Consider the following 21,421-nt stretch of genomic DNA (forward strand, 5'->3'; position numbering starts at 1 on the left):
CCTGCGGTTTTTTAAATACCGGACATATCTGATATACTTAACCTCTATGGCAGGTTTACTTTTCGGCACCGCCGGCATTCCCTACTCCACCCCCAAACACACCACCCAGAATGGAATTCACAGGGTGGCGGAACTGGGGCTGGACGGCATGGAAATAGAATTTGTCCGCGGGGTATATATGAAAGCCCCGGATACCAACCCGGTCAGAATCCTTTCGGATCTTCTGCGTATAAAACTGTCTGCCCATGCCCCGTACTATCTGAACTTTAATGCAGTTGAAGAAAATAAAGTCAAAATGAGCCAGCATCTGCTTTACCAGTCTGCCAAAATGGCTCACCTCTGCGGGGCAGGGTCACTGGTATTTCACCCCGGTTTTTACCTGACAGACTCGCCTTCTGCCGCCTACGAATCCATACGGGATAATATCCGCCCTGTTGCCAGCCGTCTTCAGGAAGAAGGCTTTGATATAACCCTTCGACCCGAGGTAAGCGGTAAGGTGACCCAGTTCGGAGACCTGAAAGAGACTATGGCACTGTGCAGTGAAATACCCGGCCTATTGCCGACTATAGATTTTTCCCACTATCATGCCCGTACCGGTAAATACAACTCCTATTCAGAGTTCAGCTTTATGTTAAGTACCATGGCTGACTATCTGGGTGAAAACGCAGTTCTAAATATGCATATACACGTTTCGGGCATAGACTACTCTCCCAGAGGGGAAAAACAGCACCTGAATCTGGCTGATTCAGATTTCAATTACAAAGAATTGCTGCTGGCTCTGAGAGACAGGGGCTGTGCAGGGCTGGTAATATGTGAAAGCCCTAATATAGAAGAAGATGCCCTGCTCCTGAAAGAGACCTACTTCTCTCTGGCCTAAAGACGACGCAATCCTTATATGCTATAATTTACTTAATATGTCCCATATTACATGAAATTTTGAGGTACCAAATGAATTCAAATTGGAAACGCAGCACCATTATTTATGTCGTGATGCTGGTGGCTATCATAGCAATCTTTTCGTTTCTGGTGCCGAATGCCCAGAAACCGGAGGAAGTGCCTCTGAGCCAGATAATAACCCTGTCTCAGGAACACAAGATTGCCGAAATTACAGTTGACAGCGAAACCATAGAGGTAACTACCACTGACGGCACAAAACTGTCCACCGTAAAGGAATACATTGCCAGTATTTACGACATTGAAGGTCTGGACCTGACTGATGTCAAGGTAAATATCCAGCCGGCGGGCGGGCTGGACTGGGGCACTATGATTCTTACCTATCTGCCCTTCCTGATATTCGGCGGTCTGCTTATCTTCATCTTCACCCAGGCAAGGGGCGCCAACAATCAGGCTGTTTCATTCGGCCGGTCCAAGGCCAAACTCTTCAATATGGACAAGCCCACCATCACCTTTGCCAATGTGGCCGGGGTAGATGAAGCCAAACAGGAAGTAGGCGAAGTTGTTGAATTCCTGAAATCCCGTGAGAAGTTTCAGGCACTGGGTGCCCGCATTCCCAAGGGTATTTTGCTGATAGGACCTCCCGGTACAGGTAAAACCCTGCTGGCCAAGGCTATTGCCGGAGAGGCAGGCGTACCCTTCTTCTCTATAAGCGGCAGTGAATTTGTAGAAATGTTTGTGGGTGTAGGTGCTTCAAGAGTACGTGATTTGTTTGATCAGGCTAAAAAGAATGCCCCCTGCATTATCTTCATAGACGAAATAGATGCTGTCGGACGCCAGCGCGGCGCAGGCTTGGGCGGCGGACATGACGAACGGGAACAGACCCTTAACCAGATACTGGTGGAGATGGACGGGTTTGATACCGATACCAGTGTAATAGTAGTGGCGGCAACCAACCGTCCTGATATACTTGACCCGGCCCTGCTCCGTCCCGGCCGTTTTGACCGCAGAGTAGTGCTGGACAAGCCGGATATAACCGGACGTGAAGCCATACTAAAAATCCATGCCAAGGGCAAACCTCTGGCAGATACGGTTAACCTGGAAAATTTGGGCAAGCAGACAGTCGGTTTTTCAGGTGCAGATTTGGCAAACCTTCTTAACGAAGCCGCCATACTGGCCGCCCGTAAAAACCGCAAGGTAATTGAAACCGAAGACCTTGAGGAATCTATTGACCGGGTTATTGCAGGGCCTGAACGCAAGAGCCGCCGCATAAGCACCCAGGAAAAAGAAGTAACCGCTTACCACGAAACCGGACACGGGCTGGTACTTCGGTTGGTGCAGGGTGCTGACCCCGTCCACAAGATATCAATTGTGGCCAGAGGCATGACGCTGGGGCATACCCGCCAGTTGCCCACTGAAGACCGCTACCTGATGACCCGTTCCCAGTTCAAGGGCATGATGGCCGGGCTTCTAGCCGGCTATGTTGCAGAAGAACTGACCTTTAAAGAACTCTCCACCGGTGCTTCAGATGACCTGCGACGGGCTACCGATATTGCCCACAAAATGGTCACCAGCTACGGTATGAGTGACAAACTGGGGCCGCGCACCTTTGGCAACAAAGAAGAAATGGTCTTTTTGGGACGCGAAATATCCGAGCAAAAAGATTACGGCGAGAAAATAGCTGACATGATTGACGATGAGGTTCATGGGTTGATTGAAGAAGCCCACCAGAAAGCTAGGAAAATACTGACCGAAAATAAAAACCGTCTGAAGTTCATTGCCGAAAAACTGGTAGAAAAAGAAACTCTGGAAGGGGTTGAGCTGGAAAGCCTGTTTACAGGTGAACTTCCAATAGCTGAATCTACTTAAACCAATATTGCCCTAATCAAAAAGCCACCCCTGAAAAGGTGGCTTTTTTGTTTGCATCTATAAAATTACGTCTATAAAAGAATACCCGCCCGTCAGGCAAAAATGCCTTCCAGCCAATCCCAGATTTCACCCAGGTGGGTTAGGACAAAGATAATCACAATAAGGGCTAGAATACTTCCCAGACAACCCATTAATTTCATCTTGAGTCTCCTTGTCAGTTTTTACGTTCAACTATAAATTCGGCCAGCTGGTAGAGAGATTCGCGGGCAGCCGTTTTAGGCAGCTGTGACAAATTTCGGCAGGCCAAATCAGCATAGCGTTTAGCCTCTTTATAGCTAAGGTCTATGATATCTGATGAATTTATCATCTCAACTGCTTTGGCAACATGAGGGATACGGTCAGTAGCATTAAGCATATCCTTGATGGGGTTATTATCCGGATAACGATCCATCAGGAGCAGGGCCGGCAAAGTAACTGTGCCGTTATTCAGGTCTGAACCTACCGGTTTGCCCATATCCTTGGCATTACCCACAAAATCCAGTATATCATCTACTATCTGGAAACTTAAGCCCAGATTATAGCCGTAAGAACGCATTATCTCTTCGTCAGACGATGAGGCATCCGCCAGTATAGCCCCGCCCTTAGTAGCCATTACAAAAAGGGCAGCCGTCTTGCCAGATATTCTTTCCAGATAGTTTTCATAGCTCTGGTCAGGGTTAAAACTGGCATAAGCCTGTTTAAGCTCTCCGGAGGCAATTATCTGCAGGGTTTGGGAAAACAGGGTGACTATACCCATATTGCCGGTTTCAGCCGCTGTTTCGGCGGCATGGGCAAACAGGAAATCTCCTAAAAGTATAGCCTTCTCCAGCCCCCAGACAGCGTTAACTGTCCGGCGTCCGCGGCGGGTATCAGCCTTGTCAATAGCGTCATCATGCACCAGTGTTGCTATGTGAAGCATTTCGGAAGATGTAGCCAACGGCAATACTTTTTTTATGCCGGCACCGAAGCACATGGCAGACAGCATGGAAAGCGCCGGTCTGAGCACCTTGCCCCCTACTAGAATATAGTCCAGCATTTCCGCCATTTCGGGAAAAGACTTCTTGCGGCTTTCGGATACCAGTTTAAATTCGTCCTCAACCCCTTTGAGGCCTTCGTTTATAGGTGCGTAGATAGAGCTAAGTTTCAACAAAACCATGCCTCCTGGTAAATACTAAAGCCCCATACGGGCAGTCTCTTCTTCCACAACCGAATCTTCCAGCTTCTTGAAAAGCGGCTCCGGCGGGGTCAGTTCCTGCCCGACCACCGGCATTTTAAGTATCCAGCCTTCTTTTTCCAATTCAGACCCGAAACCAAGATAAGTGCTTAGGCGTCCCGAACTCTCCGGCAAGAACGGGTAGAAAGCCACCCGAAGGCCGGAAAGTGCCACCATGGCCACGTATAAACTGCGGGCAGCGGCGGCTTTGTCCACCTTTATTTCTTTCCAGGGGGCCTTTTCATCCAGATAGCGGTTTGCCTCCTGAGCCAGTGCCATAGCCAGTCTTATTGCCTCACGGAAATTACAGTTATACAGGGCTTTATCAGTTTCACAAAGCATAGCGGCAGTTTTTTCAATAAGCGTAAGGGAACGTTCATCCAGCTCGCCGTATTCCGGCACTTTATTGTCATAATTGCGGCAGACCATGGTCAAAACACGCTGAGCCAGATTGCCGTAAGTGGCTACCAGCTCATCATTGTTGCGGCGGACAAATTCCCTCCACGAGAAATCCGTATCCGAACTTTCGGGCATATTGGCCGAAAGCAGATAACGCAATGTGTCCACGCCGTAACGGGAAAGTACATCATCCACCCAGATGGCATTATTGCGGCTCTTGGAAAATTTCTGTGACTCGGTAGTCAGGTATTCGTTTGAAGGCACATCATACGGCAGATTCAGCCCGCCCTTGCCCATCAGCATAGCCGGCCATATAATGGTATGGAACGGGATATTGTCCTTGCCTATAAAGTAATAGCTCTTGGTATCTCCGCCCCAGTACTTCTGCCATGCATTAGGCTGGCCTTTGGAAGCCGCCCATTCTTTACTGGCGGACAGGTAGCCGATGACAGCCTCAAACCAAACATACAGGCGCTTGCCTTCGTAACCCGGCAGGGGTAAAGGCACGCCCCAGTCCAAATCACGGGTAATAGCCCGGTCTTTCAGACCTTCTTTCAAATAACGCAGGGTAAAATTTAATACATTGGTACGCCAGTGGGTTTTGGTCTCCACCCAGCGGATAAGTTCTTCTTCAAATGCCGATAGTTTCAGGAAGAAGTGTTCAGTCTCCCGGAATTCAGGTGGATTGCCGCAGTTTTTACAGCGGAAATTCAAAAGCTCGGCCGCATTTAAGGGTTTGCCGCAGTTGTCACACTGGTCACCGCGGGCACCTTCATATTTGCAGTGGGGGCAAGTCCCCTCCACATAGCGGTCAGGCAAAAAACGGTTGCAGTGTGAGCAAAACGGCTGGCAAACCGTATTTTTATAAATATAACCTTTTTCGTACAAGCTAAGGAACATTTCCTGAGCGGTTCGGGCATGGTTGGCAGTGGCAGTTGAAGTATAAAAATCCCAGCTTATGCCCAGCTTCGGCCACGAGGCCATAAACCGCTGGTGGTAACGCTCAGCCACTTCGGCCGCAGTGATGCCTTCCTGTTCCGCCCTGATGGTAATGGGAGTACCGTGCATATCCGAACCGGATACCATAAGCACTTCGTCACCACGGGTGCGGTGATAACGGGCAAAAATATCTGCCGGCAGATAAGCGCCGGCAACATGCCCCAGATGCAACTGGCTGTTGGCGTAAGGCCAAGCCACACCAATAAATATTCGTTCGCTCATTTATATCCTCAGGGCAGAAAGGTTAGAATTCTCTCGCCTTTTTCTTCTTTGTAGCTGGCATACCCTTTCTTCAGGGCACATTCCACGCAATAATGAACGGTAGTTCCTTTATCTACTTCTTTGCCGTTTTCTTCATCTACCGCCAGATAACGTTCAGGATAGGGAACAGTATTGTTGCAACCGGTGCAAACTACCTCTCCCAGTGAAATACATCCTCTCCTCATGAAACACCTCGCAAATTTTACCTATTATAAGGCCTTGTCAATTTTAAGCCAAGCCCGATAGATTTCTTTTTTAGAAAGCCCGTTTTTTTGGCTAACTAGAGCCACAGCTTCTTTGGCTGACTTGCCCTGTTTTTTTAATAGCCCAAGTTCACTTATTATATCACCTGTCAGTTCGGGCTTAGCCGGAATTTGCCTGTTACCCTCCACCACCAGCACAAATTCACCCCTTGGCTGGCTAAAATGGCTGATAGATTGGCTAATACTGCCACGAAATATTTCTTCGTATATTTTGGTAAGTTCACGGCAGACAGATATCTGGCGGTCTCCCAGTACTTCTTTTATGTCAAGTAAACAACCCTGCAAACGGTGGGGCGCTTCCAGTATCACAATGCTTGCCCCAAGCATCTCTACCTCAGAAAGGGCTTTCCTGCGTTCGCTTTTCTGGCGCGGCAAAAAACCCAGATAGCTGAAACTGCCGGAATCCAGCCCGGATACCGCCACCGCCGTTATCACCGCCGAAGCCCCCGGTACAGGCACAACCTTTATGCCGTTTTCGTGGGCGGCTTTGATAAGCTCATAACCGGGGTCTGAAATACCGGGCATGCCGGCATCAGAGACCAAAGCCACATCCCCTTCCCTTAGAACCTCTAGTATATAATCCAGCTTTGAAAGGCGGTTATGCTCAAAATAACTGGTCAGGGGCGTTTTTATATTATGGGCAGAAAGCAGTTTACGGGTGTGGCGGGTATCCTCAGCCGCAATCAGCTTTACTTCGGAAAGCAACCGAAGCGCCCGGAGGGTGATATCCTCCAGGTTGCCGATGGGTGTTGCTACTACATATAAAGCCATAACCTTATTATTGTAGCAGAATAAGCCCAAAGGCTAAACTGGCTGCCAAGTTCAAACCCACCCAATTAGTAATAATACCAAATATTTCGGTATACGGCATCAAGCATCACTCCCCTAAAAAGCAACTGACAAACAAAACCCGTCACAGATTACTATCTACTTTTCAACCTGACTCAGGGTTATAATAGAAATGAATATCTTGCCTTGACTTGACTTTGCCGGCTCTGATATAGTTCATGTTTAATAGTAAGGAGAGCTGAGATGACAGTACCAGAATTTAAAACCCTCAGGCGTACCTACGGCTTTGACGAGGTAGCCATTGTCCCCGGCGGGTTAACAGTTAACCCCGAACAGGTAGAAGTTGATTTTAAAATCGGCGACATTAACTTCTCTATTCCGTTTATTGCTTCTGCCATGGACGCCGTAACCAATGTGGATACCGCTGTTGCCATGAGCAAAATGGGCGGCTTGTCCGTCTTGCATCTGGAGGGTATTTATACCCGTTATGAAAATCCTCAGGAAATTCTGGACCAGATTATATCCAAGCCCATTGATGAAGTAACTTCCTTCATGCAGAAGGTTTATACTGCCGAGCCTATTAAGGAACACCTGATTTCCAAGCGGGTAAGCGAAATAAAGGCCAAAGGTGGCATCTGTGCCGTTTCCCTGATGCCTGCCAATGCCAAAAAGCTGGCCCCCGTAGCAGTTGAGGCCGGAGCGGATATTATATCTGTAGCCTCCACTGTTACTTCAGCCCGCCACGTCTCCAAGAGCAGCCACGGGCTGGTTTTTGAAGAATTTGTAAAGATGATTAAAGTCCCGGTACTGGTAGGCAACTGCGTCAGCTATCAGGCCTGCCTTGAGCTTATGCGTACCGGCGTTCACGGCGTAATAATAGGCGTTGGCCCGGGTGCCGCCTGCACTTCACGTGAGGTTTTGGGCATTGGCGTTCCCCAGATTACCGCCAGCATGGATTGTGCCGCCGCCCGCGAAACTTACTATAAAGAAACCGGCCGTTATGTGCCTATCATTACCGATGGCGGCTTCAAAAAAGGCGGTGATGTCTGCAAGGCTATCTGTGCCGGTGCTGATGCCGTCATGCTGGGTTCACCGTTTGCCAAGGCTACCGAAGCCCCCGGACGGGGTTACCACTGGGGCATGTCTCACCCTCACCCCTCACTACCCAGAGGTACCCGTATCAAGGTGGGCACTACCGGGAGCTTGGAACAGATTCTGTTCGGCCCCACTTCCGTTACTGACGGAACCCAAAACCTGGTGGGCGCCCTCAAGACATCTATGGGTGTCTGCGGTGCTTCCAATATCCGCGAAATGCAGCAGGTTGAAATGGTTATTGCTCCGGCTATTACCACCGAGGGTAAAAGCTACCAGCTCTCCAAGTGTCAGTAAAAATATTCTGTATAAAACAAAAAGGCCGGTTAAAACCGGCCTTTTTTATTAGCTCAAACCCAACCTTAAAACAGGGCGCTATTCTTCATCATCTTCGTCAGGTTCTTCGGGCTCTTCAGGGGAGACTGATTCGGAAGCAGGCATTTTTATGGAAGGCACAATGGCGCTCATATGTCCGCGCTTGCGTTTGGCCGCCCACTCTGCCCCGTCTATAATGGTGCGAAGCCCGCTTAAGCCTTCACTGCCATTTGTCAGTACGCCATCTATACCCAAAGCCCAGAGTGCCTGAAGCTCCGGCAAACTGATATTTGCACTTACCCTGACCAAAAAGGGTTTTGACAGGATATCTGCAAAACGCTGGTAGAGCATAATCTTCCGCCAGCTGAGAGACAAAGCATCCGGCTGGCCGTCTACAATAACCGCCCCCACTGACAGACAATCCGCCGCCCTTATCATAAAATCAGTCAGATTATTTTCCAGCATGATTATTTTACCGGTCTTTTCAAGAGCGGTTAAAGGCGATACCTCAGCATCAGGGCTGAAAACCACAAAATCAGCACCGGCCTTGGCCATCTTTTCAGCTTCATCGGCTTTATCACCCAGCATTACGCCCCAGACGGTATCTCCCAGTAAACCGGCGGCTTCTTTCAGTTTTTTGGCACCGGTTTTGCCGGTGGAAAGAAGTACTATATCTGCCCCGCCAAATACTTCTTTGGCAGTCAAATCTTCAATGCCCAGTTCCACCGCCAGCAACATTTTGGGCTGGGGAGCAGAGGCAACTGCATTAAAACCCATAGGGCGCACATAGCCCTTGGATACGTTCTTAAGCCTGTCTATAAATTTGCTCATTCTAGCTTCATACCTCATCAAAAATGAATGGAGCCAGCGAGAGGATTCGAACCTCCGACCGGCGGTTTACGAAACCGCTGCTCTACCTCTGAGCCACGCTGGCGCAGGCAATAGTATAGCATAACGGATATTTCCGTCACTACCAAGAGCAGTTTCGCAGAGCCTTTTTAAACCTGAATATTAGACACTGATAAGAAGCTTGCCGTCCGCTTGACTGGTCAGCAAACGCCTTAGCTCGTGCTTATGCTGGGCAGGTCCGGAAAGAACCTTGCCGTTATAATCAAAAGTAGAGTGGTTTACACTGCAGCAGCGGAGTTTGGCTTCACCCTGCATGGGGTCAATTTTGCGTCCGCCATGGGGACAGGCATTTTCGTAGGCATAAAGATTGTTATCTTGACCGCGGACTACCAGCACCGGTTTTGCAAGCCCCTTACCCGCCATGTAACCTGCCCCGCCCTTTTCAGACAGCGCCGGCACTTTGGCTAAATCAAGAGCAATCTGGCTATCCATTAAACTCCAGACATCATCAGCTAAAGGCGAGGTATCACACATACCCATTATAGCTTTAAAAATATTCACCAAATCCTCCCTGTTTTTACTTGAAAATTTGCCTTTTGATTACAAAAGTATAGCACAAAGACTAAACCTTATTAACAGGTGAGTGCAGTAATAATATTGCGATTATGTTTGCCCCAAAGGGGCATAAATAGTAGAATATAGCCGAATAGGACAGGGCGGAAAGCGCCCTCAGGGGAGATTAGATATGGAAACCGGTACTTTCAAAGTAAAATCTGGCCTGGCCCAAATGCTGAAGGGCGGGGTAATTATGGATGTAACTACCCCCGAACAGGCTAAAATAGCAGAAGAAGCAGGTGCCTGTGCCGTTATGGCACTGGAACGCGTACCTTCGGATATCAGAGCGGCCGGCGGGGTAGCCCGCATGGCAGACCCCACTATTATAGAGCAGATTATGAAAGTAGTCAGCATACCCGTTATGGCCAAGTGCCGTATCGGTCATTTTGTGGAAGCCCAAATACTGGAATCCATGGGGGTGGACTATATTGACGAGTCCGAAGTGCTTACCCCGGCTGACGAAAATTTCCACGTCTGGAAACATGACTTTAAAGTCCCCTTCGTCTGCGGCTGCCGTGATCTGGGCGAAGCCCTAAGGCGGATTGGCGAGGGTGCGGCTATGATACGCACCAAAGGCGAAGCCGGTACCGGCAACATTGTGGAAGCGGTAAGGCATATGCGTTCCGTTATGGGCTCTGTCAGAAGGGTACAGTCCATGTCACCTGACGAATTGTCCGCTTATGCCAAAGAGATAAATGCACCTCTGGAACTGGTGCTTGAACTTCATAAGACCAGCAAACTGCCGGTAGTGAACTTTGCCGCCGGCGGAGTAGCTACCCCGGCCGATGCGGCCTTGATGATGCAACTGGGGGCTGACGGGGTATTTGTGGGCTCAGGTATATTTAAATCATCAAACCCCTCGGCCATGGCCAAAGCAGTAGTAAAGGCTGTGACCCACTATAAAGATGCCCAAATACTGGCTGAGATATCCAAGGGTCTGGGTGATGCCATGCCCGGTCTGGATATTAAACAGATAGATCCCGATAAACTTATTTCCCAGCGGGGTTGGTAAAAAGTGCATAGAATAGAAGTCTCCCTGAAACCGGAGTGGCCGGATCCCAAAGGTAACGGTGTTTGCCATGATATACAAGACCTTGGTATAACCTCAGTTTCCGAAGTAAGAGTGATAGATGTTTACTGGCTGGAGGGAAACCTTTCAGACAGTGAAGTGCTGACCATATCCGGGGAGCTTCTTTCAGACCAAATAATCCAAACCTTTAAATACGATGCCAACTGTCCGCTAGCCGAAGCTGACGGGTTTTCGGCTATAGAAGTTACCTATAACGCCGGAGTGACCGACCCGGTGCAGGAAACCATACTCAAAGCCATTTCGGATTTGGGTATAAAAGGCATAACTGCCGCCCGAACAGCCAAACGCTACCTGCTTAAGGGCGAGATTTCGGCTGATGAACTGAAAACCATCGGCAACAAGCTACTTATAAACCCCATTGTCCAGCACGTGGTTACCAGCAGTTCAAATCCCTTCCCTCCCAACCCGGAGTATACGTTTAAACTTAAGAAAATTGACCTGCTGGCCGAAAAACTGAAGGATAACATGGCGTCACTGGGCAAAGAATACAGCTTAAGCCATCAGGAGCTTTCCGTTATCTATGAGCATTACCTGAAACTGGGACGGGCACCCACTGATGCTGAGCTGGAAACTCTGGCCCAAACCTGGAGCGAACACTGCTGCCATAAAACCTTTAAAGCCATGCTGGATTACGACGGCCAGATTATAAATAACCTGCTTAAGCAGACTATAGCCAAAGCCACCGCCGAGCTTAACAAGCCCTGGTGTTTATCTGTTTTTGTAGATAACTCCGGGGTGATAGAGTTTGATGACGAATGGGGGGTCTGCTTCAAAGCTGAAACCCATAACCACCCTTCAGCGGTTGAGCCTTACGGCGGTGCCGCTACCGGAATTGGCGGGGTAATCCGTGACATACTGGGTACCGGACTTGCCGCCAAACCTATCGCTAATACAGATGTATTCTGTTTCGGCCCGCCGGATTTGGCCGAAGACAAACTGCCTCCGGGGGTACTCCATCCCCGCCGCGTTTTCAAAGGGGTACGTTCAGGTGTGGCAGATTACGGCAACCGCATGGGTATACCCACTGTTAACGGAGCGGTGCTCTTTGATGAACGCTACACCGCTAACCCGCTGGTTTACTGCGGAACCATAGGCCTTATACCTAAGAAATATGCCCTGCCGGGCAAACAGTCCGCCGGTGATCTGGTGGTACTGATTGGCGGACGTACCGGCCGTGACGGCATCCATGGGGTTACCTTTGCCTCCGGTGAACTGAATGACCGCTCAACCGAGCTGTCTTTTACGGCTGTCCAGATAGGCAACGCCATTGTAGAAAAACGGATGCTGGACACTTTGCTTCAAGCCCGCGACCGTGAGCTGTTTGTCCGCATTACGGACTGCGGCGGCGGGGGCTTAAGCTCTGCGGTAGGCGAAATGGCCGAATCTACCGGAGTAAAAATCTATCTGGATAAAGTCCCCTTGAAATACTCCGGCCTGACCTACTCTGAAATATGGATATCTGAAAGCCAGGAACGCATGCTTCTGGCTGTAAATAAAGAAAAACTCGGGGAAATTTTAGCCCTGTTTGAAAGCGAAGGGGTAGAGGCTTCGGTTATAGGTGAATTTACATCCGACCGCCACCTTAAACTTTTCTATCAGGACCATCAAGTGGCCGACCTTCAAATGAACTTCCTGCATAACGGGCGACCTCAACTGGAACTAAGGGCAACTCACCATAAAACCCGCCACCCCGAAGCAGATTTTGACTGCCCGAAAGATTTTGAAACTGAACTTAAAAACATACTTTCCCACTGGAATGTATGTAGCCGTGAGTGGATAATCCGCCAGTATGACCATGAGGTTCAGGGCGGAAGCGTCCTGAAAGCCATGGTGGGGGCTGAAAATGACGGACCGGGTGACGCCGCCGTTATCCGCCCGGTACTTGGCTCAAAGAAAGCGGTGGTAATTTCAAACGGTATTAACCCCAGCTATGCTGATGTAGACGCCTACAATATGGCCGCTTCAGCCATAGACGAAGCCTTACGGCAGATTATTGCTGTGGGCGGCAATCTGGAACGGGTAGCCCTGCTGGATAACTTCAGCTGGGGCAACGCCAGCCGCCCCGAAAGCTTGGGGGATCTGGTGCGTGCCTGCCAGGCCTGCCATGACCTGTCTCTGGTTTTTGGAACACCCTTTATTTCAGGCAAAGACAGCCTTAACAACGAATTCCGTTATGAAGATAAACTGATTACCATTCCCCATACCTTGCTTATTTCAGCCATAGGGGTAATGGAAGATGGCGACAAGGCCATAAGTATGGATTTTAAAAAAGCCGGAAACCTTATTTATATTGTGGGTAAAACTGCCGAAGAACTGGGCGGTTCGCATTACTTCAAGAACCACAGCTTCATTGGCAACCGCGCCCCCGCAGTCAATGCCAAGCGTGCCAAAGAAAACATGCAAGCTCTGTCTTGCGCTACCGCCGGAGGGCTGGTTGCCGCCTGCCATGACCTGTCCGAAGGGGGACTGGGAGTGACCGCAGCCGAAATGGCCTTCAGCGGCAAGCTGGGTGCGCACATCCGTCTGGCAGACGTTCCTCTGGCTGAAAAGATAGAACGGGAAGATTACATCCTCTTCTCAGAGTCCAACAGCCGTTTTCTGGTAGAGGTTGCCCCCAAACATCAAGCTGAATTTGAAAAGCTAATGTCAGGGTGTGATTTCGGGCTGGTTGGTGAGGTTATGTCTGAACCAAGCTTGGAAATAACCGGACGAGATGGCAAAGAAATTCTTTTAAACACCCCGGTTAGTGAACTGAAAGAGGTCTGGCAAAGGCCGATGCGTTGGTAGGTAAGAATGAGTAAAGTAAAAACCCTGATACTTCGCACACCCGGTACTAACTGTGATGTTGAGACATCTTATGCTTTTGAACTGGCGGGCTCTGAAACTGAGCTGGTGCATATAAATAGACTATTGGCCAAACCCTCGCTTTTATCCGAATTTCAGATAATGGCATTCCCCGGCGGCTTCGGTTACGGTGATGATCTGGGAGCAGGACGGGTACTGGCTAATGAAGTACGCCTGAAACTGGGTGAAAAAATAAGCCGTTTTCACGAAAGCGGCGGGCTTATTATCGGTATCTGCAACGGCTTTCAGGCACTGGTAAAAACCGGCATACTGCCGGGCCCTATAAAAGACGGCCAAAAAATAACCCTTACAGACAACAACTCCGGCCGCTTTGAATGCCGCTGGACTTACCTTTCGGTAAACCCCTTTTCCACCTGCGTATTTACCCAAGGCCTAGACCGGCTGTATTTGCCGGTAGCCCACGGCGAAGGCAAACTGCTTGGCAGCCCGGAGGTAATAAATAAACTGAATTCAGCAGTTTATTACACCGACAAAGACGGTAAACGCAACGCCCCCTACCCGGCAAACCCGGCCGGTACCCTGATGGATATTGCCGGCATTGCAGACGAAAGCGGGCGGATATTTGCCCTGATGCCACACCCTGAGCGGTTTGTACGGGGCAGTCAGCACCCGCGCTGGACAGGGGAAGGTCTGAAAAAAGAAGGCGACGGGCTGAAAATATTTACCAATGCCGTAAAATGGGCGCGCGAAGTTTGAAGCTACGAAATATAGCCGTTGTATTTGGTTTTTGTATTAAATATATTACATTAAGCGTAGCTTTTAGCCGTCCCTTCACCGAAAACGGTGTTGCTGGCTAATTAGGCTTGTGTTATACTTCTGTGTTATCATCATGTAAATATAGCTATTAAATGGTTTTTAACTAACTAGGAGGGGATAGAGCTTGCCAACTACAAACATTAAAGAGCTTCTGGAAGCCGGGGCACATTTTGGTCACCAGACCAGCCGCTGGCATCCGCGGATGAAGAAATATATCTTCACCAAACGCAACGGTATTCACATTATTGACCTTGAAAAGACCGTAGTCATGCTGGACAAAGCCTGCAATTACATTAACCAGGTTGTCAGTGATGGCGGTAAGGTTCTTTTTGTTGGTACCAAAAAACAGGCCCAGGAAATTTTGGCTGAAGAAGCCAAGAGATGCGGCATGTATTTTATCAATCAGCGCTGGACAGGTGGTATTTTAACCAATTTCCACTCCATTCAGTCACGGATTGATTATCTGGTACGGCTGGAAGACCAGCAGGCCAGGGGTGATTTTAGCCGTTTGCCCAAAAAAGAAGCTCAGAAACTGGGTGAGGAAATTGCCCGTCTGAACCGCACTATGGGCGGCTTCAAGGAAATGACCCGCCTGCCGGATGTCATCTTTGTAGTAGACCCTATCAAGGAAAAGATTGCCATGGCTGAAGCCAAACGCATGGGTGTTCCTCTGGTAGCTATGGTTGATACCAACTGCAACCCTGACGAAGTTGACTATCCCGTTCCTTCTAACGATGATGCTATGCGGGCTATCAAACTGATTTGCTCTAAAATGGCTGATGCCGTGATAGAAGCCCAGAATGCCATGAAGGTTACCGAAGTTGAAACCACCGGTGAAGCTCAGGCCGAAACTGCCGGTTAAATAATAAACACTGGAGTTAATAAATTGGCTATCAATGCTGAACAGATAAAAGAACTCCGCGAGAAATGCGGCGCAGGTGTTATGGAATGCCGCAACGCTCTGGTGGATGCAAATGGCAATGTTGAAAAAGCCCAGGAGATTCTCCGGGAGAAAGGCCTGGTAAAAGCCGCCAAGAAGGCTGAACGCGAAACTGTCCAGGGTATAGTGGAATCCTATATACACACCCAGGGACGGATTGGTGCACTGGTTGAGCTTAACTGCGAAACCGACTTCGTTGCCCGCACTGACGCCTTTAAGGAACTGGCCCACAATCTGGCCATGCAGGTAGCGGCTATGTGCCCGCTTTACCTGTCTGAAGAAGACCGCCCGGCCGAATGTGAAGTTGAAGCTGAAAACGCTTGCCTGCTGCTTCAGCCTTACATCAAAGACCCCTCCAAAACTATCAACGGTCTCATTATTGAAACTGTTGCCAAGGTTGGAGAAAATATCCGCCTGAAGCGGTTTGCCCGATTTGAGCTTGGAGGCTAGTACCGGTATTTTTTATGGCTGAAATAAAATATAAACGTATCCTGTTAAAACTCAGTGGAGAGGCTTTCAAAGGAGCCACCGGATACGGTATTGATATCCCTACCGTAAGAAACATTGCCCAAGAGATTAAGCATATCTGCCTTATGGGCGTTGAAGTGGCTATTGTGGTAGGGGGCGGCAATATTTGGCGGGGGGCAACCGCTGCCAAAGAAGGAATTGACCGGGTTTCAGCTGATTATGCAGGTATGCTGGCCACCATTATAAATGCCATTACCCTGCAGGACGCCTTGGAACGTGAGGGTATCGTAACCCGCACCCAATCCGCTCTTTCCGTCCAGCAGGTAGCCGAACCATATATCCGCCGGCGGGCTGTCCGACATCTGGAAAAAGGACGGGTAGTCATATTTGCCGGAGGCACCGGCAATCCTTACATGACCACCGACACGGCTGCCGCTTTACGTGCCATAGAAATAGAAGCCAGTGTGCTTCTTATGGCCAAAAATAAAGTGGACGGGGTTTACACCGCTGACCCTCAGAAACACCCCGAAGCCACCCTTTTCCAGCACCTTACTTATATGGAAGCTATAAACAAGCGCCTCCAGGTTATGGATGCAACGGCCCTTTCACTTTGTCTGGATAATAAATTGCCGATTATTGTGTTTGACCTTCAGTCCTCCGAAAGCCTGGTGAGCGCCATATCCGGTCAGCCGATAGGTACATTAATATCCAGCGAGAGTTAAAATGATAAACGAAATTTTACAAAAATCTGAAAAAAAGATGTCTGCTTCACTTGATGTTCTTCTACAGGAACTGTCAGGTATCCGTACCGGGCGTTCATCACCGGCCTTGGTTGAGCATATCCGGGTAGAATACGCAGGCGTACCCACTCCCATCAATCATCTGGCTAATATATCTGCCCCTGATCCCCGTTATATTACTATCCAACCTTGGGACAGAAGCTGCCTTTCGGCCATTGAGAAAGCTATTATGAAATCTGATTTGGGTCTTATGCCCAATAATGACGGCAATATTATCCGTCTGAATATCCCCCCCCTGTCTGAAGAACGCCGCCAGGAAATGATTAAAATAGTCAACAAGCGGCTGGAAGAAGACAAAATAGCCATGAGAAATGTCCGCCGTGATGCTATGGATGAAATGAAGAAACTGGAAAAGGCCAAGGAAATCTCCCAGGACGACCTGAAACGCGGCTCTGACCAGCTCCAGAAGATTACGGATAACTTTATTGCCAAGGCTGACAAGCTTGGGGCAGATAAAGAAGCTGAACTGAGGCAAGTTTAGCCCCTCATTCCCCGGCAAACTCTGGATAGTCCGGCAACCTCCTGTTGCGGTAGAGGTTTTTATCTTGGACACAACAGCTACAATAAATAATACTCCCCCTGACCACATAGCCATAATAATGGATGGAAACGGCCGCTGGGCAGAACGCCGCGGCCTTAGCCGTTTAGAAGGGCACAAAGCCGGTCTGGAAAACGCCAGACGGGTTATCCGCCACCTGAGTTCGCTGGGGGTCAAATATGTCACCCTCTACAGTTTTTCCACTGAAAACTGGAAACGCCCCGATGCTGAAATAAAAGGGCTTTTCGGTCTGATAAATGATGTTATGTCATCTTATATCCCGGAGCTTGCGGGAAATAACATCCGTTTGCGGCATCTGGGACATCTGGATAAACTGCCCGCTATGCTCAAGCATAAACTGGAGAGTTTACTCTCCGAAACCAGCCAAAATACCGGCCTGACCCTCTCGCTGGCTTTTGACTACGGCGGGCGTGATGAAATTATTCAGGCGGTAAAAAAGCTGGTTAAAGACGGGATAGAACCTGATAAAATAAGCGAAGAGCTTTTTGCTGGATACCTGTTTACCACAGGCATACCTGAAGCAGGCCTGATTATCCGCACCGGCGGCGAAATACGGCTTTCCAATTTTCTCCTGTGGCAATCTGCCTACAGCGAGCTGTATTTTTCGGAAGTAATGTGGCCAGACTTTGGCGAGAAAGAAATTGACCGGGCTATCTCTGCTTTTAACCAGAGGCAGAGACGATTCGGTGGTTTATAATTTATGTTAAAAAAACGCATCTTAAGCGGGTGCCTGCTGGCTCTGATTTCACTGGTGGTTATCTGGGTTGACCAACCCATAGCCTGGCTGACACTGGCTATGGCGGTAGTAGTAGCCCTGGCTTTAAACGAATTTTACAATGCAGTTACCGTATACCTTAAATCCCAGCCCTTTAAGGCACTGGGAATTTTCTGGGGTATGCTTATTGTAATCAGCCCCCATCTGCAGATAGAAAGCATTTTGCCGTTTCTGCTGGGCTCTTTCAGCCTGACTTCACTTATCTACCTGCTTACCCTGAAAGACCGTACAGACGCCTTTCCCCGCTGGGCTTGGACACTATCCGGGGTAATTTACATTGGTCTGCTGGCCAGTTTCTGGGTAGCCCTGCGCGAACTGCCCATGGGACGGGAGTGGGTACTCTGGACACTGATACTCACCTCTGCCACGGATACTATGGCCTTTTTTATAGGCAGCCGTTTTGGAAAACAAAAAATGGCACCTTCCATCAGCCCTAACAAGAGCTGGCAGGGAGCTGTAGGCGGTGCGGTATTCAGCATTATAGTCGCCCCTATTTTTGCTGACTTGATGGGCTTACCTATAAATATGTTTATAGCTATGCTACTGGGTCTTCTGGTCAGCGTAGCCGGACAAACCGGCGATATTGCCGAATCTCTATTTAAACGCAATATGCACTGCAAGGATTCCGGGAATCTGATACCCGGACACGGCGGAATAATGGACCGTCTGGACAGCCTGCTTTTTACCGGTATAGTGGTATACTACTACGTGATATGGTTCATTCAATAAAGAAAGTTGTCATACTGGGGTCTACCGGTTCTATCGGCCGACAGACTCTTGAAGTTGTCCGTTCACTGCCAGACCACTTCAAGGTACTGGGGCTGGCTGGCGGAGCAAATGTAAATCTGCTAAAAGAACAGGCTGGTGAATTCCGTCCTGAATATATATACTGCCGTGACTGCCATAAGGAAAGTGCCTGCAATTCCCGCTTCATTCCTATGGAGGAAATGGCCGCCCTGCCCGAAGCAGACGTAATAGTAGTGGCCACTCCCGGCGGTGCCGGTTTACAGCCGGTACTTGCGGCTGCTAAAGCCGGTAAGGTAATAGCTCTGGCCAACAAGGAGTCTCTGGTTTCCGCCGGTGAAATAGTAACCGGTATTGTACGGGAAAATAAAGCTAAACTACTACCAGTAGACAGTGAACACAGTGCCATCTGGCAATGTTTGTCAGGTGAGGTTACACCCCCTTCCAGAATTATACTGACCGCCTCCGGCGGACCTTTCCGTTCTTTGACTAAAAACGAAATAGATAAAGTCACCCCCGAACAAGCACTGAAGCACCCCTCATGGAAAATGGGGCTTAAAGTTACCATAGACTCGGCCAGTTTGATGAACAAAGGTCTGGAAATAATAGAAGCCCGCTGGCTGTTTGATATGCACATACAGAATATTCAGGTGGTTATCCACCCCCAGAGCATTATCCACTCCATGGTGGAGTTTGCAGACGGCAGTTTAAAGGCCCAGCTTTCGCGCCCGGATATGCGTTTCCCGATTCAGTATGCCCTGACTTACCCCGAAAGAGTGGTCAACCATACCCTGCCCCGCCTTAACTGGGCGGAAGTGGGCAAACTGGATTTTGAAATACCGGACATGACCAGATTCCCCTGTCTGGGTCTGGCGATATCAGCCGGAGAAGAAGGAAAAACATTTCCGGCGGCATTATGTGCCGCAGACGAAGTGGCTGTAGATCTGTTCCTTAAGGGTAAAATAAGCTTCGGGCAGATACCCGAACTGATAGCCAAAGTATTAGATGCCCATCAGCCGGTTTCCAAGCCGGATATTGATGATATTCTGGCCGCAGATGCTTGGGCGCGCCAAAAAGTAACTGAACTGGCAGGTAATTTCTAAATGCTGTTAACCGTTGTTTCTTTTCTGATTATATTTTCAATAGTAGTCATCTCCCATGAGCTTGGCCATTTCTTTACGGCCAAAGCCATTGGGGTCAAGGTAGAAGAATTCGGGTTTGGTTATCCCCCCAGGATATTCGGACGCAAATTCGGGCAGACCGAGTATACCCTGAACTGGCTTCCTCTGGGCGGCTTCGTAAAAGTAGAAGATGACCCGGTAAATAATAAAGGCCTTTCTTCAAAAAGCGCCGGGAAACGCTTGCTCTTTTTCAGTTCCGGGGCTTTGGTAAATGCCATTTTACCCATTATACTGTTTGCTTTTGCCCTGATAGTGCCGCATGACGTGCTGGTGGGCAGAGTAAATGTTGAGGAAGTAGTGCCGAATTCCCCCGCCGCCGAAGCCGGGCTGGTAACGGGCGATACCATTCTAAGCATAAACGGTCAGGAAATACGCAATACCGCCGAATTTTCCCGTGCATCCCAGCTGAATCTGGGTCAATCTATAGAAATAACAGTACTCCATGCTGACCAAACCCAGAGCATCGTCAGCCTGACCCCCCGCTGGCAACCCCCTGCGGGTGAAGGCCCGGTGGGTATTTCTTTGCAGACTCTGGACTACCAGATAACCAGCGAAAGTGAATCTGTACTCAAGGCTATACCCCTTTCCGTAAAGCAAAACTTTGAAACTCTGGTGCTGTTTAAAAACTCCATACTGGGGCTTATCATGGGCAGTGTTCCTTTTGATGTAGTTGGACCGGTGGGTCTTGCCCAAATGACCGGGGACGTGGCACGGGCCGGGGTTGGCCCACTGCTGGAGTTTACCGCTTTCCTCAGCCTGAATCTGGCTATTATCAACCTGCTTCCCCTGCCAGCCCTTGACGGCGGAAGGATATTTTTTGTATTTATTGAATGGATACGGGGCGGCAGACGCATCTCTCCCAAGGTTGAAAACCTTATCCATATGATTGGGTTTTTCCTGCTGATAGGCCTTATGCTGACTGTAACCTTTCAGGATATTATACGCATTGCCGGCAACTAAATTCTGTTATACTCTCTGCTAAGAGGCTGTAAAATATGATTACGCGGCGACAAAGTACCGAAATCCGACTGGGGAATCTAACTATCGGGGGCAGTGCCCCGATATCAGTCCAGTCCATGACTAAAACAGATACCCGCAATATCCCGGCTACCATCGCCCAGATAAAAGAGCTGGAAGAATGCGGTTGTGAGATAATCCGCCTGGCTATACCGGATATGGAAGCCGCCTCTGCCCTGAAATCTATCCGCCCGAAAGTCAAAATACCCATAGTGGCAGATATCCACTTTGATTACCGTCTGGCACTGGCCTCACTTTCGGCCGGAGTAGACGGCCTCAGGCTCAATCCCGGCAATATCGGTGACCCGGAGCGGGTTAAAGCGGTGGTCAAATCCGCTAAAGAAAGGGAAATACCGATACGCATTGGGGTAAACGCCGGCAGCCTGCCCAAAGACCTGCCCCCAGAGCTCACCATTGCCCAAAAGATGGTCAAGGCCGCCATGGGACATATAAAGATACTGGAAGGCCTGGATTTCGGCCTGATTAAGGTTTCACTGAAGGCCTTTGATGTACCCACCACTATTGAGGCCTACACACAGATAGCCTCTCTCATACCCTACCCTTTGCATGTGGGCATTACCGAAACGGGTACGCCTAAAACGGGTCTGGTGCGGAGTGCGGTGGGAATA

21 protein-coding genes and 1 tRNA gene are annotated in these 21,421 nt (G+C 49.3%); 15 read left to right on the forward strand and 7 right to left on the reverse strand.

Going from position 1 to position 21,421, the window contains the following annotated elements:
• The first annotated feature begins 46 nt into the window (after positions 1–46).
• Together WC259_RS02155 and ftsH are read left to right on the forward strand one after the other, a co-directional pair.
• Positions 47–877: a TIM barrel protein gene (locus WC259_RS02155; RefSeq protein WP_012984169.1), complete on the forward strand. Its 831-nt coding sequence runs from the start codon at positions 47–49 to the stop codon at positions 875–877.
• Between the two features lie 71 nt (positions 878–948).
• Positions 949–2,763, forward strand: a complete 1,815-nt coding sequence (gene ftsH / locus WC259_RS02160) for an ATP-dependent zinc metalloprotease FtsH (RefSeq protein ID WP_012984168.1) — start codon at positions 949–951, stop codon at positions 2,761–2,763.
• Positions 2,764–2,977: 214 nt separating this feature from the next.
• On the opposite strand, the gene WC259_RS02165 is transcribed toward ftsH, so the two are convergent.
• The 4 genes from WC259_RS02165 to rsmI are packed head-to-tail and all read right to left on the reverse strand — an operon-like array spanning position 2,978 to position 6,708.
• Entirely contained in the window at positions 2,978–3,958 is a 981-nt protein-coding gene (locus WC259_RS02165) for a polyprenyl synthetase family protein (protein WP_227028544.1), read from the reverse strand.
• A 15-nt stretch (positions 3,959–3,973) separates the two neighbouring features.
• Positions 3,974–5,635, reverse strand: a complete 1,662-nt coding sequence (gene metG, locus WC259_RS02170; RefSeq protein ID WP_077997952.1) for a methionine--tRNA ligase — start codon at positions 5,633–5,635, stop codon at positions 3,974–3,976.
• A gap of 8 nt (positions 5,636–5,643) precedes the next feature.
• Positions 5,644–5,859, reverse strand: a complete 216-nt coding sequence (locus WC259_RS02175; RefSeq protein ID WP_011308910.1) for a hypothetical protein — start codon at positions 5,857–5,859, stop codon at positions 5,644–5,646.
• Between the two features lie 24 nt (positions 5,860–5,883).
• On the reverse strand, positions 5,884–6,708 hold the full coding sequence (rsmI, locus tag WC259_RS02180) for a 16S rRNA (cytidine(1402)-2'-O)-methyltransferase (RefSeq protein WP_077998332.1): 825 nt from the start codon (positions 6,706–6,708) through the stop codon (positions 5,884–5,886).
• A gap of 261 nt (positions 6,709–6,969) precedes the next feature.
• Between rsmI and WC259_RS02185 the strand changes: the two genes are divergently transcribed.
• A complete protein-coding gene (locus WC259_RS02185) occupies positions 6,970–8,115 on the forward strand; it encodes a GuaB3 family IMP dehydrogenase-related protein (RefSeq protein ID WP_015406932.1) in 1,146 nt (381 codons plus the stop codon).
• 78 nt (positions 8,116–8,193) lie between these two features.
• Here WC259_RS02185 and WC259_RS02190 read toward each other — a convergent pair whose 3' ends face one another.
• From WC259_RS02190 to WC259_RS02200, 3 genes are all read right to left on the reverse strand, one after another.
• The gene (locus WC259_RS02190) at positions 8,194–8,964 is read right to left on the reverse strand and encodes a hypothetical protein (protein ID WP_015406931.1); all 771 of its coding nucleotides are present in this window, start codon (positions 8,962–8,964) and stop codon (positions 8,194–8,196) included.
• 28 nt (positions 8,965–8,992) lie between these two features.
• Positions 8,993–9,067, reverse strand: a tRNA-Thr gene (locus tag WC259_RS02195).
• 77 nt (positions 9,068–9,144) lie between these two features.
• Complete coding sequence (locus WC259_RS02200; RefSeq protein ID WP_011928812.1) at positions 9,145–9,543, reverse strand: ubiquinol-cytochrome c reductase iron-sulfur subunit; 399 nt, start codon at positions 9,541–9,543, stop codon at positions 9,145–9,147.
• A gap of 184 nt (positions 9,544–9,727) precedes the next feature.
• Between WC259_RS02200 and pdxS the strand changes: the two genes are divergently transcribed.
• From pdxS to WC259_RS02260, 12 genes are all read left to right on the forward strand, one after another.
• A complete protein-coding gene (gene pdxS, locus WC259_RS02205) occupies positions 9,728–10,609 on the forward strand; it encodes a pyridoxal 5'-phosphate synthase lyase subunit PdxS (RefSeq protein WP_015406930.1) in 882 nt (293 codons plus the stop codon).
• 3 nt (positions 10,610–10,612) lie between these two features.
• Positions 10,613–13,474, forward strand: coding sequence for a phosphoribosylformylglycinamidine synthase subunit PurL (gene purL, locus WC259_RS02210; protein ID WP_015406929.1), 2,862 nt, complete (start codon positions 10,613–10,615; stop codon positions 13,472–13,474).
• Positions 13,475–13,480: 6 nt separating this feature from the next.
• Positions 13,481–14,248 (forward strand): phosphoribosylformylglycinamidine synthase subunit PurQ, encoded by a 768-nt coding sequence (locus WC259_RS02215; protein ID WP_015406928.1) that lies wholly within the window; start codon positions 13,481–13,483, stop codon positions 14,246–14,248.
• Between the two features lie 184 nt (positions 14,249–14,432).
• Positions 14,433–15,170, forward strand: coding sequence for a 30S ribosomal protein S2 (gene rpsB, locus WC259_RS02220; protein WP_011308902.1), 738 nt, complete (start codon positions 14,433–14,435; stop codon positions 15,168–15,170).
• Between the two features lie 24 nt (positions 15,171–15,194).
• Positions 15,195–15,698 carry a translation elongation factor Ts gene (gene tsf / locus WC259_RS02225; RefSeq protein ID WP_011308901.1) on the forward strand — a complete coding sequence of 168 codons (504 nt, stop codon included), beginning with the start codon at positions 15,195–15,197 and terminating at the stop codon, positions 15,696–15,698.
• Positions 15,699–15,712: 14 nt separating this feature from the next.
• Positions 15,713–16,438 (forward strand): UMP kinase, encoded by a 726-nt coding sequence (pyrH, locus tag WC259_RS02230; protein WP_011308900.1) that lies wholly within the window; start codon positions 15,713–15,715, stop codon positions 16,436–16,438.
• A gap of 1 nt (position 16,439) precedes the next feature.
• On the forward strand, positions 16,440–16,997 hold the full coding sequence (gene frr, locus WC259_RS02235) for a ribosome recycling factor (RefSeq protein ID WP_011308899.1): 558 nt from the start codon (positions 16,440–16,442) through the stop codon (positions 16,995–16,997).
• A gap of 64 nt (positions 16,998–17,061) precedes the next feature.
• On the forward strand, positions 17,062–17,772 hold the full coding sequence (locus WC259_RS02240; RefSeq protein WP_012984161.1) for an isoprenyl transferase: 711 nt from the start codon (positions 17,062–17,064) through the stop codon (positions 17,770–17,772).
• A gap of 3 nt (positions 17,773–17,775) precedes the next feature.
• Positions 17,776–18,579 (forward strand): phosphatidate cytidylyltransferase, encoded by an 804-nt coding sequence (locus tag WC259_RS02245; RefSeq protein ID WP_012984160.1) that lies wholly within the window; start codon positions 17,776–17,778, stop codon positions 18,577–18,579.
• Positions 18,564–19,697, forward strand: a complete 1,134-nt coding sequence (locus WC259_RS02250) for a 1-deoxy-D-xylulose-5-phosphate reductoisomerase (protein WP_372643006.1) — start codon at positions 18,564–18,566, stop codon at positions 19,695–19,697. The genes WC259_RS02245 and WC259_RS02250 overlap by 16 nt, the downstream gene beginning before the upstream one ends.
• Entirely contained in the window at positions 19,698–20,735 is a 1,038-nt protein-coding gene (gene rseP / locus WC259_RS02255) for an RIP metalloprotease RseP (RefSeq protein WP_011308895.1), read from the forward strand.
• Between the two features lie 35 nt (positions 20,736–20,770).
• Positions 20,771–21,421 (forward strand): flavodoxin-dependent (E)-4-hydroxy-3-methylbut-2-enyl-diphosphate synthase (locus WC259_RS02260; RefSeq protein WP_372643009.1); only part of this gene is annotated, 651 nt, incomplete at its 3' end.

Origin of the sequence: Dehalococcoides sp. (assembly GCF_041654235.1) — a bacterium.
In the GTDB taxonomy this organism is placed as follows: Bacteria; Chloroflexota; Dehalococcoidia; order Dehalococcoidales; family Dehalococcoidaceae; genus Dehalococcoides; species Dehalococcoides mccartyi_B.